The following is a 15,275-nucleotide window of genomic DNA, read 5'->3' as shown; positions in this document are numbered from 1 at the left end:
GCTTTGGGCATCTTCAGCGGAAGAATTATTTTAAATTTCGGGATATCGGAACGCCTGCGGGCGTTCCGATATCCCATTTTCACGGGAAGGGCGCAGAGCGAAGCGGAGCGCGATCAAAACGGTGGTGCTTTACCCGGGATAGCGGTTCACTTCCAGCAGCTCCTCTGCGCGCTTTACCTGCTCTGCGGTGGGCGGTACAGCGTCCGGCAGGGGATAGGGGATGCCCAGCTTTTGCCATTTGAACAGCCCCAAGGTGTGGTAGGGCAGCACCTCCACCCGCTGCACCGTTTTCAGGCTGCGGATAAAGTCAGCCGTTTTGCGCAGACCCTCCTCATCGTCGGTCAGACCGGGCACAAGGACGTGCCGCACCCACAGCGGAATGCCGAGGTCGGAGATGTGCCGCGCCATGGCAAGGATGTTGGCGTTGTCTTTGCCGGTGAGCTGCCGGTGACGCTCCGGGTCGATCTCCTTGAGGTCTAAGATCACCAGACTGGTGTTAGCCATCAGACGGTCAAATGCCGTCAGATACGCCGGGTCGTCTGGGCGGAAAGGCTGCCCGGCGGTGTCCAGCGCCGTGTGCACGCCCTTAGCGCGCGCCAGCGTGAAGAACTCGGTCAAAAAGTCCAGCTGCCGCAGCGGCTCGCCGCCGCTGACCGTGATGCCGCCCTTTTTGCCCCAGTAGTTGCGGTAGCGGTATACCCGCTGGAACAGCGCTTCTGCCGTCCATTCTTCGCCGCCCTCCGCCCATGTTTCGGGGTTGTGGCAGTACTTGCACCGCAGGGCACACCCCTGCAAAAACACCACAAAGCGCACGCCGGGGCCGTCCACCGAGCCGAAGGATTCCAGCGAGTGGACGTACCCAAGGGTCTTACAGGACGCCATGGCAGGTACGGGCCAGCACGTCCAGCTGCTGCTCACGGGTCAGGTCGATGAACTTGACAGCGTAGCCGGAAACGCGGATGGTGAAGTTGGCGTACTCTTCCTTCTCGGGGTGCTCCATGGCGTCCAGCAGCTTCTCCTTGCCAAAGACATTCACGTTCAGGTGGTGTGCGCCCTGATCGAAGTAGCCGTCCAGCACCTGCACCAGATTCTCCACGCGCTCGCCCTCGCTGTGACCCAGTGCCTCGGGGTTGATGGTCTGGGTGTTGGAGATGCCGTCCAGTGCCCAGTGGTAGGGCAGCTTTGCCACGGAGTTCAGCGAAGCCAGCAGGCCGTTCTGCTCGGCACCGTAGCTGGGGGTAGCACCGGGGGCAAACGGGGTGAAGGCGGCGCGGCCGTCCGGCAGAGCGCCGGTGTACTTGCCGTACACCACGTTGGAGGTGATGGTCAGGATGGAGGTGGTAGCCTCGGAGTTGCGGTAGGTGTGGCGCTTCTTGATCATCTCAAGGAAGGTCTTGAGCAGCCACACGCCGATCTCGTCGGCGCGGTCGTCATCGTTGCCGTACTTGGGGAAGTCGCCCTCGGTCTCAAAGCCGGTGGCAAGGCCGCTTTCATCGCGCACCACCTTCACCTTGGCGTACTTGATGGCGCTCAGGGAGTCGATCACGTGGGAGAAGCCTGCAATGCCGGTGGCAAAGGTGCGGCGCACATCGGTGTCAATGAGTGCCATCTCGGCTTCCTCGTAGTAATACTTGTCGTGCATATACTGGATGAGATTCAGCACGTTGACGTACAGCCCGGCCAGCCAGTCCAGCATCTGCACATACTTGGGCAGAACCTCGTCATAGGTCAGGTACTCGCTGGTGATGGGGGCATAGTTGGGGCCGCACTGCTCGTGGCTCTTCTCGTCCACGCCGCCGTTGATGGCGTACAGCAGGCACTTGGCAAGGTTGGCGCGTGCGCCGAAGAACTGCATCTCCTTGCCGGTCTGGGTGGCAGACACGCAGCAGCAGATGGAGTAATCATCGCCCCAGACGGGCTTCATCACATCGTCGTTCTCGTACTGGACGCTGCTGGTGTTGACGGATACCTTGGCGGCGTACTTCTTAAAGGCCTCCGGCAGAGCAGAGGAGTACAGCACGGTCAGGTTGGGCTCCGGTGCGGGGCCCATGTTCTCCAGCGTGTGCAGGAAGCGGTAGCAGTTCTTGGTGACCATGCTGCGGCCGTCCATGCCGATGCCGCCCACCTCCAGAGTCGCCCACACGGGGTCGCCGGAGAACAGCTGGTTGTAGCTGGGGATGCGGGCAAACTTGACCATGCGGAACTTCATGACCATGTGGTCGATGAGCTCCTGCGCCTGACTTTCGGTCAGGATGCCCTTGTCCAGATCGCGCTGGATATAGATATCAAGGAAGGTGGAGATGCGGCCCACGCTCATGGCAGCGCCGTTCTGGGTCTTGATGGCAGCCAGATAGCCGAAGTACAGCCACTGGCAGGCCTCCTTGGCGTCCTTGGCGGGCTGGGAGATGTCGTAGCCGTAGGCCTCGGCCATCTTCTTCATGCCCTTCAGGGCGCTGATCTGGCGGGCGATCTCCTCGCGCAGACGGATGACGTCATCGGTCATGGTGCCGTCGCCGCAGTTGGCAAGATCCTCCTGCTTGAACTGGATCAGGGCATCGATGCCGTACAGGGCAACGCGGCGGTAGTCGCCCACGATGCGGCCGCGGCCATAGGTGTCCGGCAGACCGGTGATGATGTGGGTGTGGCGTGCCTTCTTCATCTCCGGGGTGTAGGCATCGAACACAGCCTGATTGTGGGTGCGGGTGTAGTCGGTAAAGATCTTGTGCAGCTCGGCAGAGGGCTGGTAGCCGTAGGTGGTGCAGGCCTGCTCTGCCATCTTGATGCCGCCGTAGGGCATAAAGGCACGCTTGAGGGGCTTGTCGGTCTGCAGACCTACGATCTGCTCCAGATCCTTCAGGGTTTCGTCAATATAGCCGGGGCCGTAGGAGGTCAGGCTGCTGACCACCTCGGTCTCCATATCCAGCACGCCGCCCTTGGCGCGCTCGGCCTTTTGCAGCTGCTGCAAAGCACCCCAAAGCTTATCGGTAGCCTCGGTGGGGCCTGCCAGAAAGCTTTCGTCGCCGTCATACGGGGTGTAGTTTTTCTGGATGAAGTCACGCACATTGACCTCTTCCTTCCAGATACGGCCTTCGAAGCCTTCCCACTGTTCAAACTGAATCATTGGAACCTCCTTGCTCCATTACGCGGTTAGCATATTCTAACTAATGAGCCTTTGAAAAACCGCTCTGCATAGGCGGTTTTCTGGGGGCGAAACGGTCTTGAACTGCCGGCAGCGGCAGCTCTTACTACAAGGTGTAGACAAAAATAAAAACCTGCCCACAAAATCTTGCGTTATTATAATAGCAAGAACCACTTTAAAAAGCAATAGAAAACAAGTGGGTTTTCTTCCAGCGGAAAGGCTATTCTTTGGGCAGAATGTAGAAAAAACGCCGAAACCCCGGCGGCGCGGCAACTTTGCGAAAAAATTTGCAAATTAAGGGTTGACAAGACTAACTGACTGTGGTATCCTGTTCTCGCAGCGGTGGTTAGCTAATTCTAACCGCGTTGCACCAGAAAAAAGGAGCGTCTGCAAGCGCTCCGCTCCATTCCTCCATTCCTTTCTCTTTTCTACGGGAAGCGGCAGCACGGTTTGCTCTGCTGCTTCCGGCGCGGCACCGGCTGTGTTTGGTACCACAGCCGACGCAAAGAAAACAAAAACGGGACACTCAACTTGACCACCTGAGTGCCCCGATTTTTGTTTTTACTGCCCCAGCCCCGCCAGCTGTTCATACAACTGCGCTGCGCCGCCGCCGGGGTATTTTACGCTGACAAAGGCGCTGTTCAGGATGCACACACCGTCAGAGTACACCGTCAGCAGAAACTTCTGGTTTTCGGCATCGTCATAAAAGCTGACGGTGACCGACTGCACCGGGAAGGTATCGTGGGTGTAGGCAGAATAGTTCTGGTTCAGCTTTTTGCGGCAGGAGACGGTGGAAAGCAATTCTGCCGTTTGCCGGAACTCTTCGCTGTCCATGGAGAGGAGGTGATAGTCCATGTCGTTTGTGCTGCCAAAATGCGCCACTTCCTCGGTGCGGAGCGTGCCCTGCGAACTGGCGCGCACCAGTGCCTTCAGGTCGATGGGGCGGTAAAGCACCGCAAAAGCTGCCAGTGCAAACAGGATAAAAAATAAAGCGGTGCGGGGAATGTGGAAGCTTTTCATCCGTTTACGCCTCCTTTGGCGGCTCCATTTGGACAAGGTGCCGCTGGGCGATGAAAAAGCCCACGGCACTGGCGGCAAATACTACATAATAGCTGGCGATGCGGTAGAGCATCAGCACGCTCATCACCTCGCCCTGCTCCAGAAAGCTGCCGAACACCAGCAGAAAGGCGGTTTCGATCGAGCCCATCCCGGCCACATTAGGCAGAGCGTTGGAAACGAAGAGCATCAGGCTGGTGAGCAGCTGCACCTGCCAGAAGCCCAGCGGCGAAAGCCCCATGAACCGGATGCACAGGTAGGGCAGGCAGAACAGCCCGAACAGCTTGAGCGCCTGCAGGGCAAAAATTTTCAGGCAGCGGGGCTTATCTGCCAGCAGACGGCGGCTCTCGGTGCCCAACACCTCCAGTTGTTCCAACCAGTCGGCACGGTGCTGCTGCCACTTTTCGGTCTTGGGCAGAAAGCCCAGCAGCCAGCGGGCGAGGTTCTGCACCAGCGGCGAGACGCACAGCAGCACCAGCGCCACGATAATTACCGCTACCACAGCGTATGCCATGGGCAGGTAGCGCATGACACCGGTGGTGTTGGCGGCAAGCCAGCGGTGCTGTAACAGCAGCATCACGGTGGCGTACAGGAGCACCGTGCTCTTGTGGAAAACGTATTCCAGCGTCATCAGTCCTGCGCCGGGACCCAGCGGCAGCCCGGCCTTGTGCAGGTAGTACAGCTGCACCGGTACCGCACCGGCACCCAGCGTGACCACGTTGCCAAAGGTGCCGCACCAGCCCACATCCAGCCCCTGCCGCAGGGTGAACTGCGGCAGACGGCTGCGCACGATGACCCACGCCACGCACCCTTCCAGCAGGGGGTAGCTGAGGCCGACCGCCAGAACCGCCAGCACCTGCCACACCGACAGCTGCGCCAGCGCCGTGGTAATCTCGGCCCAGTGATCCTTAAAAATGAACACGATGATGCAGGTAAGTGCCAGCAGCACCAGCAGAGAGATCACAGTCTTTTTGCGGGAGGGCTGCTGCGCGGCGGCTTGGCTCATGGAAACAAAACTCCTTTCACAACCGGAAATTCTGTGACCAGTATAGCACATCTCCCGCCGCCCTTTGTGAACGGAAGCGGAACTTTGTTGGGCAATTTGGAGCATTTGATAAAATGGGGAGACCTCTCCCGTGAAAAAGCAATGCCGGGCAGCGTGCAGCTGTCCGGCATTGTTTTTTCATTATTCTTCCCCGTCCGTCAGCTCTTTTACCAGCCTTGTCAGGGTGGCTACATAGGATTCGTTGGAGAACTGCTGCTCGTACAGGCGGCGGCAACTGTCGTGCATGGCAGCCAGTGCCTCCGGGTGCTCGATGGCCCAAGTCAGCTTATCGGCCAGCTGCTGCGGGTCGTCGTCCTTGTAGAGGAAACCGTCCACGCCCTCGGTCACAAGCCCGGCGGTGCCGGTGTGCTCGGATACGATGGAGGGCTTGCCGAAGATCAGACCCTCGGTGACGAAGGTGGGCATGGGGTCATCCCGGGAGGCACACACCACGCAGTTGCACTGCTCCATCAGGGATTTGACCTCCGGGCGCTCCAGCCGCTTGCGGTAGAAAACGGTCTGGGGGTAGTCTCGCACCAGACTGTCCACGGCGCTGTACATCCCCTTGTCGGCGGCTTTGCCCACAAAGAGAAAGACGGCTTTTTCCCGCACCGCAGAGGGCAGCAGCCGGATGGCATTGCAGAAGATATCCGGCCCCTTGCGGTGCTCCAGCGAGCCTACCGTCACAAAGAGGGGACGCCCCCCGGCAAAGCTGATGTCATAGCGGGGAAACTGCTCGGCAGCGTAGTCCGGCAGACCGTAGATCAGCTGCTCGATTTCAAAATCCGGCCGGACGGAGTGCATGGCGGCGGTGGCGTGGGAGCCTACGGCGCAGACGTGGATATTTTTGCCCAGCGCCTTGGGGATGCTGTGAGAGATGAAGGGGTAGCCCGCAAAGGCATCGTGCAGCCACCACAGCACTGGCACAAAGGAGCCGTTCAGGGTGTTCACCACCGGCGCTTCCACCACCGTGTTGGCCAGCACAAGGTCTGCGCTGGTGGCCAGCCCCCACAGGGCGCTGGAAGTAACGCAGTCCGGGCGGGTGACCACGGCGGCTCCGGCTTCCAGAAATAGCGGCAGCGAGCCTTCGTCCGCCGGCCCCAGCACCACCACCTCAAAGCCAAGGTTGCGCAGCACCGGCACGGCGCTTACCAGCACGATGGGCGCACCGGTCATGGTCAGCTCGTGGCTCAGGATCAGCGCACGGCGTCCCTTGGCGGAGAACACATCGTCGGCGCACAGCTCCCGGCGGAAGTGCAGCAGCGCCTGCGGGATGCGGCAGCTGTGCTGCGCCATGGCATGGGCCAGACGCAGCAGTTCGGTAACGCTGTCCCTGCCCCGGGCGGTGGCGCGTACCTTGTCCAGCAATGTGCGGGACACCAGTGCGCAGCGGCTGCCGGGCAGGTGCTGGGTGCTCAGGTACAGGGCGGTAGCGCCGTCAAAGCCAAAGGAAGCATCGCAGACCGCAAGGTCTGCGCCCTCCCGCAGGGCGGCGGCAAAATAGGTCAGGGCGGTGGGGGTGCACTCCACATCCTCGCTTACCAGCAGCACCCCGGCCACAGCGGGGGTCAGCTCGCCCTCCAGCCGGGTCACCAGACGGAACTTGCGGTGCAGCTGGTTTTGCAGCGCCGTTTCCAGCGCCTTGTGACGCCCCGGCGCGTAGACCAGAAGATAGGTGCTCTGGGTATCGGTATAGACCTGCTTGGACAATTGCTTGCGTTGCAGGGTACTGTAACTGGTGTACATGATCCAACTCCTCCGGGCAGAATATCGGGCGGGCTCAGTGGCCGCGCAGCAGGGTCAGCAGCTTGCGCAGCGGGGCGGTCAGCCGCCAGCTGCTGCTGGCGCGCATATTTTCCAGCGAGACCTGATATTCGTGCTGGATGCCCTGCAGGGTCAGCAGCTGCTGGTTCAGCCGCATACACTCGGCGCGGCTGGCCTGCAATACCTCGGCTGCTTCCTGCGCGGCGGTGGCGTTTTTCAGCTTCAGGTCGTTCAGCGCCCGCAGCAGAGATTTGCCGGGCTGCTCGTGCAGAAAACGTCCCAGCGGGTAGTAGTGATAGTTCACCGCAAACTTCATGCCGGCACCAAAGCCGGTGGTGCAGTGCAGCGAAAGGTTGGGGTCTACGTCCAAAAACAGCAGGCTGTCCTCCTGCAATACAAGGCCGTTGACCGGCTGAAAGCTGATGCGTTCGTCCGAGATGGCAAGGTCAGTGATGCAGCAGGCCAGTTCGCCCGGGTCCAGCCGGACGGCGCGGGCGTCCTCCGGCAGAATAAAGGTGACCGACACCTCGTGGGTCAGCTCGTTGTAGACATCCTCGGTGGCAATCAGGCATTCCCGGGGCGAAAAGCCGCTGCCGGTGTCATAGAACAGCTGCGGCAGGGTAAGGGTAATGTTTTCGGCCTCGGCGCTGTGCCTGGAAAGCTCGGTCTGGCAGGTCAGCAGCTGCTGTTCCAGCTCCAGACACCGCTGCGCCAGCTGGGAAACACCCTCGTCCGAAAGCTTGAGCTGCTGCTCCAGCTCGGCAATGTGCGCCTGCAGGGCAGCAGGGGTCACGGGGGCATCGTGGTTCATAACGGGATCCTCCTCTTCCTAATCCTAAGATCGGCTGCGCCGCCGCAGCCGGAACATTCAGAATATCAGTGCCGTGGGGTGTAGTGCACCTGCGGGGTGTGCCGCCGGGCGGGGAACAGCTTGATGACCAGATCCCGCCGCCGTTGCAGCAGGGCACAGACAAGCCAGATGGAACCCAGCGAAAGGACATATTGCAGGCAGATGCCCAAAACAGGGCGGTCGGCGTATTTCGCCGCGAACAGATACCACGGAATAGCGGTAAGCTCTACGGTATGTATGCAGAAGATGTACAGGGAGCGGCGGCCAATGGCCTCAAAAAAGCTTACCAGCGCGTTCCGGTGCCGGTTCAGCCGCAGAAACAGCCGGACGAACAGCAGGCCGGCAAGGCCGTCCAGCAGGATGCTGATGGGGCCTAAGGTCCACTCTGCCATGGACACACAGTCGGTGATGCCGGTGGCAAAGGCAGCCGCCGGGATCAGCAGAACGGCAGCCCACAGGATGCAGGACATCCGGCGGGACAAGGGCTGATCCAGCCAGTGCTGACGCTTGGCAAGGTAACCAAGGTACAGGTACGGCGTGATCACCGCGCCTTGGATCAGGCAGAAGGGCAGCTCCCATACAAGGCTGGCACCCCAGCCCAGCAGGGCGCAGCCGCCCACCGCCCACGGGATGTACCGCTCCGGGAAGATGTTCAGGATAACGTCCAGCGCGATCCAGCCCATCAGCAGCGCCAGCAGATACCACATGGGCCCGCAGGAAAAGAACTCCTGCCCGAAGTAGGTAGCCGTATGGGGCAGACCCAGCAGAAAACCGCCCGCCACCTTGATGCTCTCGCTCAGGGAGCCGGGCAGGTAGTGAAAAGTCTTATAGTGAATGATAAAATGCAGCACCGTGGTGAACATCGCAGTGTAGCAAAAGGGCTTGAGCAGGCTTTTGAGCTGCTGGTGGATGCACTTGCCGATGGAGCGCTTGCGGAAGCCGTAGCCGCTGGCGATGAAAAAGGCCGCCATCAGCGTTTCGCGGTAGACAAAGACCAAAAAGGCGGTCAGCGACAGGCCGTTCGACAACTGAAGCGGATAAAGCTCCGCAGTGTGTCCCAGCACGATGGCCAGCATCCCAGCGCCCTTGAGCATATCAAACATCCCGATGGAGCTGACAGTGCGGGGCTTGGTTGTTTCCATGAAAGATTCCTTCCCTGCGCCGGACCAATACCCCTCAAGAAAAAAGCCGGATACGGCGCAAACGATCGATTTTTATACAGCATTGTCATGATATATGGCTAGTATAATGCTTTTTATAGAGACTGTCAATTTTGTTTTGCAGTCCGCATCATACCGGAACTGGTATTTTGCGCTAAAAATTGTAGCACAGGAACGGACAGATTGCAACGAAAGGTAGAATTTGGCCGAACCGCACCAAAAGATATGCAAGTAAAAATTGTCAATGCTGGAAATTAAATGTTGCAGAAGTATTGCATTGCACTGGAAGATATTGTATACTGGGCACAGTTGAGCGCCCGGGCTGCGCCCCGAAGGACGGAGCCGGACACTGGGCAGGACAAAATGCTCCGGGAGGTTAAAATTATGGTCACATCGCTGTATCAGTCACTTTGTAATATGGAAACGATCTATGCGGACCGCGTGGCGATCCGGTATTATGACGAGGCAAAACAGGGCGTAACAGAGGTGTACTACCGCCAGTATGCCCAGGATCTGCGCAGGTTCGTCAGCTTCCTGCGCAGTAAGGCAGGGGATGTCAAGGGGCAGCGGGTCGCGATCCTAGCCCGCAACAGCTACCACTACGTCATCTGCATGTACGGCACCATGCTGGCGGGCGGTGTGGCAGTGCCGCTGAATATGGGCAAGAACTGGGACGAGATCCAGTACGAGCTGGATCTGGTGGAGCCGGTCTGTGTGCTGCAGGACGGTGAGTATCTGCAGTGGGAGCCTGCTCTGGCGGATGCCTACAGTGCAAAGCTGGAGCCGATGGATGCCTTTACCGCCTTTGCCCCCGCACAGGATGTAAAGGAAGTGGAAGATCTTGCCGCGATGGCCTTTATCATGTTTACCTCCGGCACCACCGGCCGCAGCAAGGGCGTTATGCTGAGCCAGAAGAACCTGTTTGCGGCCATGCCCGCCTTCCTGAATCCGTTTGATGATGTGCGCAAGGCGACCGGCTGGGACACCGATAAGTTCTGCTCGCTGTCCGCGCTGCCCATGTTCCACATCTCGGCCATGACCAGCCTGGTATCCTGGAGCATTACCGGCCACTGCATCAACCTGTGCAACGACCTCAAGTATTTCTACCGCGATATCGGCGCGATGCACAGCGAGGTGATGGCTGTGGTGCCGGTGCTGCTGAAGAGCCTGTATAAGGATGTGATGAAGGGCCGCCGCGACCGCCTGAATGGCCTGTGCGTCCTGACCTGCGGCGCAGCCATGTTCGACCCCCAGATGCTCAAGGATCTGATGGACAAGGGCTTCTTTATTGCCCAGATGTACGGCATGACCGAGACCTGCGGCGATGGTGCCTGGAACTCCTCCCAGGAGGAAAAGCACCTGACCAGCGTGGGCCATGTGGACAACAGCTGCGAGTATAAGCTGGACGATGGCGAGCTGTGCATGCGCGGCACCCCCATCATGCTGGGCTACTATAAGGACCCCGAGGCCACGGCTGAGGTCATCGACAAGGACGGCTGGTTCCACACCGGCGACATCGCCCGGCTGGAAGAGGACAGCTATATGTACCTGACTGGCCGCAAGAAGAACCTGATCATTCTGGACAGCGGCGAGAACATCACCCCCGAGGAGCTGGAGGGTCTTGTGGAAAAATGCCCCGCCGTGCAGGAATGTGTCGTGAAGGAAATGGGCAAAAAGATCGGCACTGTGGTGTACTGCCCGCAGGACAAGCAGCAGACTGTGCAGGAGCATATCACCGAGATGAACCGTACCCTGCCGCTGTATAAGCGCATCGGTGTGGTGGAGTTCAGTGCAGAGCCGCTGCCCCGCAACGCCACGGGCAAACTGCTGCGCTGAGGATAAAACAAACAGAACAAAACAGGATGGAGCCTACAATGGAAAAATTCGTGAACACGATGTACGATGCCATTACGCAGGGCATGGAAAAGGAATTTCCCGAGCGCGTAGCCTTCCGTTACTACACCGAGGAGACTGACACGGTGACCACCGTCCTTTTTAAGGAGCTGGCACAGGATGTCCGCCGGACGGTCACCTGCCTGCAGAGCACCATCCCGGATGTGAAAGGCAAAAAGATCTGTCTGCTGAGCAAGAACAGCTACGAATATGTGGTAAACACCTTTGGCGCGATCATGGCAGGCTGCGTGCTGGTGCCGATGAACCAGCGCAAGAGCTGGGAAGAGATGTCCCACGAGCTGGAGCTGGTAGAGCCCGCCGCCATCTTGACCGACGGCGAGGACTACGGCAACAAGGCACAGCTGGAAGCCGCCTATGGCAGCATCCTGCGTCCCATGGACGGCTTCCGCAGCTATGAGCCGGCAGCCGAGCTGCACCCCATCGGTCACGATGACCTGATGGTGCTGATGTTCACCTCCGGCACCACCGGCCTGAGCAAGGGCGTTATGATGAGCGAGCGCAACCTGTTCAGCGCAGGTCATGTGCTGTGGGCAATCTCCGCACAGCTGGCAGACAAGATCGATCTGACAAAGCCCCTGCCCGGCCACTACATGGTGCTGCCCATGTTCCATCTGGGCGCTTTCATCGATCTGTTCTCCACCACCGTCATGGGCTGGCCGCTGAACTTGGGCAGCGATATCCGCAACTTCTACCGCGATATCCAGAAGATGCCCAGCCAGATCATGTCTGTGGTGCCGATGATCATGAACGCCCTGCACAAGGACGTGATGCGCGGCCACCGCGACCGTCTGGGCAATCTGTGGGTGCCTATCGGCTCCTCTGCCATGTTTGACCCGCAGGTGCTGCTGGATATGGCGCACAACGGGATGTTCGTCATCCAGTGCTACGGCGCTACCGAGACCTGCGCCGCCGGTATCATCAACTTTGCACAGGACGAAAAGCACATTGGCGCCGTGGGTCAGGGCAGCGCGTACATGGACTACAAGATCGAGCCGGACGGCGAGCTGTGCATGCGCGGCGACTGCGTGATGATGGGCTACTATAAAGACCCGGAGGGTACCGCAGAGGTCATCGACAAGGACGGCTGGGTGCATACCGGCGACCTTGCCCGGGTGGACGAGGACGGCTACTACTACATCATCGGACGCAAGAAGAACCTGATCATTCTGGACAGCGGCGAGAACATCAGCCCCGAGGAGCTGGAGGGCATGGTAGAAAAATGTCCCGCCGTACAGGAATGTATCGTAAAAGAACTGGGCAAAAAGATAGGTGTTGTGGTATACTGTGAAAAGGAGCACCAGCAGACCGTGCGTGACTTTGTTGCCCAGATGAACCGCACCGTCCCGCTGTACAAGCGCATCGGTGTGGTGGAGTTCAGCGAAACACCGCTGCCCCGCAACGCTACGGGCAAGCTGGTGCGCAAGTAAAACGCAACAGAAAGGAAGCATAATACGATGGAACGTGCAGAAATCATTTCTCAGATCACGGCTATTCTGGAGGACGTCGCAGAGGTATCGCCGGAGGATGTGACCGAAAGCAGCGTCCTGATGGACGATCTGGATCTGTCCTCTATGGAGATCCTGACCATTGTGGCAGATCTTGAGGAGACCTTTGGTCTGCGCATCCCGGAAAAGGAGCTGCGCAACTTTGTCACCATGGGTGATCTGGTGGATTATCTGGCAGCAAACGTGGGGTAAAAACCAATGGAAACGCAACAGCGCTCGACGGAATATAACTTTCAGGGTGTCATGTATTTTTTTCGTCGGGAAAAAGTCCAGTGCCGGTACCAGTTCTCGCTGCGGGATGCGGTGGATATCACCCTTTTGCAGCGGGCACTGACAACGGCCCTGGCAAGTGCGCCTTATTATACCCAGCGGCTGGTGCAGGAAAAGCGGGAGATGTGGCTGGAGCCCAATACGGAGCCCTGCCTTGTGTACCACGGCAGCACCATGCGCAATATCCCGGAACAGACGAACGGCTATCTGTTCTGCATCAGCTGCGAAGGGGATACCGTCTATTTTGACTGGCACCACTTCCTACTGGACGGCCACGGGGTATCGCCCCTGTTCACCAGCATTCTGGAGCAGTACTGCAACCTGCGTTACGGCACAGCCTTTGCGGTGCAGCAGATCATGTGCGACCCGCCCTACGATATGCAGGCCATGCTGGAAGAGTATCCACCCGTGGAGGCCGGGAGCGATGCCATCCGGCGGGACGTAGTGCAGACCTACGAGGGTGCGCTGCGCCGTACCCGGGTGTGCCTGAGTAAGCAGAGCCTTGTGGAAAAAGCACTGGAAAACAACGCAAAGCCGGTAAGCGCCCTGATGAGTCTGCTGTGCATGGCCATGCGGGAGTATCTGGGCAAGGAGAAGATCCAGTATTCCTACTCCTCCGATACCCGCGATGTGGCCGGTGTGCCGCATGCGCTGTACAACTGCGTATGCAGCTTTGAGCATACAGTGCAGCTGCAAGCCCACACCCGCCTTGCAGATCTTGTATCTGATATCGATGCAGATATCAAGCGGGATCTGCAGCCGCAGTCCAAGCGCCGCCGCATGACCGAGCAGATGGGCTGGGTGTACAAGGTGGACCAGCAAAAAGCCCCCCTGCGCATCAAGCAGCGGGTGTTCCAGATGGGCGAGTACATTGGCGGCATCATTTCGGATTTCTGGCTCAGCTATCTGGGCAACCCGCTGATGCCCGCCACCCCGGAGCTGGCACAGTACACCACAGATTTTGGTGTCTGGGTGCCGCCGGATGGCGCATCCGTGGGTGTGGAAGCCGCCAGCCTGAACGGAAAGATCATCCTGTGCATCCACAACAAGGCACCCAACCCGGGTCTGGCCGATCTTCTCCGCAAGACCTTTGAAAACGAAGGTGTTGCGGTGCTGGAAGCGGAAGATCTGGACTGAGAAATACATATTATAAAAGCAAAAGGCTGCCGCACGTTTTGTGCGGCAGTTTTTTGCTGCTTTTTGTAAGAAAATCCGGTTGCAAAGCCGCAAAAAAATGGTTAAATAGAGAAAGGATATTTCCGCAAAGAGAGGTACACCATGGAACAACAGAACACGCGCCTGCGCAATGCGGGCTTTGCGACCTTTTTCTTCAGCGGCATCTGCGCCATCAGCGCAGGTGTGGTGGTCAGCCTGCTGCAGGAGCGCTACGGCTTTGCCTACGGCATGACCGGTACACTGCTCTCCCTGATGAGCGTGGGCAACCTGCTGGCGGGGCTGCTGATGGGCATGCTGCCCAGTGCGCTGGGCATGAAACGCAGTGTGCTGCTGCTGACCATCGGCTATGCGGTGGGCTACGCCGTCATGGGATTGACCGGCGCAGTGGCGCTGCTGGCAGCGGCTTTTTTTGTGGTGGGCATCGCTAAGGGCAGCGTGATCAATACCTGTACCATTCTGGTCAGCGATCATTCCGCCGACCGCACCCGGGGCATGAACCTGATGCACAGCTGCTACGCCTGCGGCGCACTGCTGTGCCCCTTCCTCATTGCGGCAGCAGCCCGGGTAAGCACCGAGCTGGCCGTCTTTCTGCTGGCAGCCATGGGGCTTTTGCTCTGGCTGGTATACGTCTTTACCCCGCTGCGCGGCGGTAGGAGCAAAAGCAGCGCCGAGAAGGAAGCCATCGACTGGAGCTTTCTGCGCTCTGCCCGCTTCTGGCTGCTGACCGGATTGCTCTTTTTCCAGAACGCCGCCGAGCAGAGCGTCAACGGCTGGATGGTGACCTACTTCAAAGGCAGCGGCATCATTGCGGGCACGCTGGCGGCCTACACCGTTACCGTGATGTGGGGCGCTACGCTGGTGGGACGTCTGCTCATTGCCTTTGTGTTCCCCTTAAAAAATCCCCGCAAGGCCATGGTGGGCATGAGCGTGCTGTGCACCGTGTTCTATGTGCTGCTGGTCATGGCGCACACGCAGGGCGCAGCCATCCTGCTGCTGTTCGCCTTTGCCATCTCGATGTCCGGGCTGAACCCCACCGCCGTGGCCAGCGCGGGACGCATGACCAGCGTGACCAGCATGGGCATCATGCTGCCGGTGGCCTCCAGCGGTGCCATCCTGATGCCGTGGGTCATCGGCATGGTGGCCGAGCGTGTGGGGCTTGCCGCCGGTATGGCTTCCAACATCGTGCCCTGCGTGGGGCTGGTGGTCTTTACCCTGCTGGTGGCAAAGCTGCCGGAGGAATGATGTGCCGCTGGCGCGGCAATGCCGGGAGCGGGGACGATTTAGAAGATGCTCCGCAGGGGAAGTTCCAGCTTGCCTTTAGCGCGCAGGGACGCTCCGCTGGGCCAGAGGCAGGGAGGGGTGTTCCGACTCCCCCCTCCCTACCTCTGGACTCCAC

12 protein-coding genes are annotated in these 15,275 nt (G+C 59.3%); 5 read left to right on the top strand and 7 right to left on the bottom strand.

Going from position 1 to position 15,275, the window contains the following annotated elements:
* Positions 1 to 129: 129 nt before the first annotated feature.
* The 7 genes from pflA to WMO44_RS09880 form a co-directional block, all read right to left on the bottom strand.
* Positions 130 to 882 (bottom strand): pyruvate formate-lyase-activating protein, encoded by a 753-nt coding sequence (pflA, locus tag WMO44_RS09910; protein ID WP_349152485.1) that lies wholly within the window; start codon positions 880 to 882, stop codon positions 130 to 132.
* Positions 869 to 3,121 (bottom strand): formate C-acetyltransferase, encoded by a 2,253-nt coding sequence (pflB, locus tag WMO44_RS09905; RefSeq protein ID WP_349152484.1) that lies wholly within the window; start codon positions 3,119 to 3,121, stop codon positions 869 to 871. The genes pflA and pflB overlap by 14 nt, the downstream gene beginning before the upstream one ends.
* 579 nt (positions 3,122 to 3,700) lie before the next feature.
* Positions 3,701 to 4,159 carry a hypothetical protein gene (locus WMO44_RS09900; protein WP_349152483.1) on the bottom strand — a complete coding sequence of 153 codons (459 nt, stop codon included), beginning with the start codon at positions 4,157 to 4,159 and terminating at the stop codon, positions 3,701 to 3,703.
* Positions 4,160 to 4,163: 4 nt separating this feature from the next.
* Complete coding sequence (locus WMO44_RS09895) at positions 4,164 to 5,201, bottom strand: lysylphosphatidylglycerol synthase transmembrane domain-containing protein (protein WP_349152482.1); 1,038 nt, start codon at positions 5,199 to 5,201, stop codon at positions 4,164 to 4,166.
* Positions 5,202 to 5,381: 180 nt separating this feature from the next.
* Positions 5,382 to 6,986: a glycosyltransferase family 4 protein gene (locus WMO44_RS09890; protein WP_349152481.1), complete on the bottom strand. Its 1,605-nt coding sequence runs from the start codon at positions 6,984 to 6,986 to the stop codon at positions 5,382 to 5,384.
* 34 nt (positions 6,987 to 7,020) lie between these two features.
* Positions 7,021 to 7,815 carry a hypothetical protein gene (locus tag WMO44_RS09885; RefSeq protein WP_349152480.1) on the bottom strand — a complete coding sequence of 265 codons (795 nt, stop codon included), beginning with the start codon at positions 7,813 to 7,815 and terminating at the stop codon, positions 7,021 to 7,023.
* A gap of 65 nt (positions 7,816 to 7,880) precedes the next feature.
* Entirely contained in the window at positions 7,881 to 8,996 is a 1,116-nt protein-coding gene (locus tag WMO44_RS09880) for an acyltransferase family protein (protein WP_118658427.1), read from the bottom strand.
* Positions 8,997 to 9,398: 402 nt separating this feature from the next.
* On the opposite strand from WMO44_RS09880, the gene WMO44_RS09875 reads away from it, so the two are divergent.
* The 5 genes from WMO44_RS09875 to WMO44_RS09855 all read left to right on the top strand — a co-directional run bounded on the left by WMO44_RS09875 (position 9,399) and on the right by WMO44_RS09855 (position 15,121).
* Positions 9,399 to 10,850, top strand: coding sequence for a class I adenylate-forming enzyme family protein (locus WMO44_RS09875; protein WP_349152479.1), 1,452 nt, complete (start codon positions 9,399 to 9,401; stop codon positions 10,848 to 10,850).
* A 38-nt stretch (positions 10,851 to 10,888) separates the two neighbouring features.
* On the top strand, positions 10,889 to 12,355 hold the full coding sequence (locus WMO44_RS09870) for a class I adenylate-forming enzyme family protein (RefSeq protein ID WP_349152478.1): 1,467 nt from the start codon (positions 10,889 to 10,891) through the stop codon (positions 12,353 to 12,355).
* Between the two features lie 27 nt (positions 12,356 to 12,382).
* The gene (locus tag WMO44_RS09865; RefSeq protein ID WP_005922973.1) at positions 12,383 to 12,625 is read left to right on the top strand and encodes an acyl carrier protein; all 243 of its coding nucleotides are present in this window, start codon (positions 12,383 to 12,385) and stop codon (positions 12,623 to 12,625) included.
* A 51-nt stretch (positions 12,626 to 12,676) separates the two neighbouring features.
* The gene (locus WMO44_RS09860) at positions 12,677 to 13,840 is read left to right on the top strand and encodes a hypothetical protein (RefSeq protein ID WP_349152477.1); all 1,164 of its coding nucleotides are present in this window, start codon (positions 12,677 to 12,679) and stop codon (positions 13,838 to 13,840) included.
* Positions 13,841 to 13,981: 141 nt separating this feature from the next.
* Positions 13,982 to 15,121 carry an MFS transporter gene (locus WMO44_RS09855; RefSeq protein ID WP_349152476.1) on the top strand — a complete coding sequence of 380 codons (1,140 nt, stop codon included), beginning with the start codon at positions 13,982 to 13,984 and terminating at the stop codon, positions 15,119 to 15,121.
* Positions 15,122 to 15,275: the final 154 nt, after the last annotated feature.

The sequence above is a fragment of the Faecalibacterium tardum genome (assembly GCF_040096515.1).
Classification (GTDB): Bacteria; Bacillota; Clostridia; order Oscillospirales; family Ruminococcaceae; genus Faecalibacterium; species Faecalibacterium tardum.
The sequence above is the reverse complement of the archived record's forward strand: the minus strand, read 5'-3'. Positions and strand labels throughout refer to the sequence as shown.

What these genes read in the sequence shown, in the direction of transcription:
- pflA (WP_349152485.1), bottom strand. Translation starts at nt 882, where the DNA reads ATGGCGTCCTGTAAGACCCTTGGGTACGTCCACTCGCTGGAATCCTTC.
- WMO44_RS09870 (WP_349152478.1), top strand. Translation starts at nt 10,889, where the DNA reads ATGGAAAAATTCGTGAACACGATGTACGATGCCATTACGCAGGGCATG.
- WMO44_RS09880 (WP_118658427.1), bottom strand. Translation starts at nt 8,996, where the DNA reads ATGGAAACAACCAAGCCCCGCACTGTCAGCTCCATCGGGATGTTTGAT.
- WMO44_RS09875 (WP_349152479.1), top strand. Translation starts at nt 9,399, where the DNA reads ATGGTCACATCGCTGTATCAGTCACTTTGTAATATGGAAACGATCTAT.
- WMO44_RS09860 (WP_349152477.1), top strand. Translation starts at nt 12,677, where the DNA reads ATGTATTTTTTTCGTCGGGAAAAAGTCCAGTGCCGGTACCAGTTCTCG.
- WMO44_RS09900 (WP_349152483.1), bottom strand. Translation starts at nt 4,159, where the DNA reads ATGAAAAGCTTCCACATTCCCCGCACCGCTTTATTTTTTATCCTGTTT.
- WMO44_RS09890 (WP_349152481.1), bottom strand. Translation starts at nt 6,986, where the DNA reads ATGTACACCAGTTACAGTACCCTGCAACGCAAGCAATTGTCCAAGCAG.
- WMO44_RS09895 (WP_349152482.1), bottom strand. Translation starts at nt 5,201, where the DNA reads ATGAGCCAAGCCGCCGCGCAGCAGCCCTCCCGCAAAAAGACTGTGATC.
- WMO44_RS09865 (WP_005922973.1), top strand. Translation starts at nt 12,383, where the DNA reads ATGGAACGTGCAGAAATCATTTCTCAGATCACGGCTATTCTGGAGGAC.
- WMO44_RS09855 (WP_349152476.1), top strand. Translation starts at nt 13,982, where the DNA reads ATGGAACAACAGAACACGCGCCTGCGCAATGCGGGCTTTGCGACCTTT.
- WMO44_RS09885 (WP_349152480.1), bottom strand. Translation starts at nt 7,815, where the DNA reads ATGAACCACGATGCCCCCGTGACCCCTGCTGCCCTGCAGGCGCACATT.
- pflB (WP_349152484.1), bottom strand. Translation starts at nt 3,121, where the DNA reads ATGATTCAGTTTGAACAGTGGGAAGGCTTCGAAGGCCGTATCTGGAAG.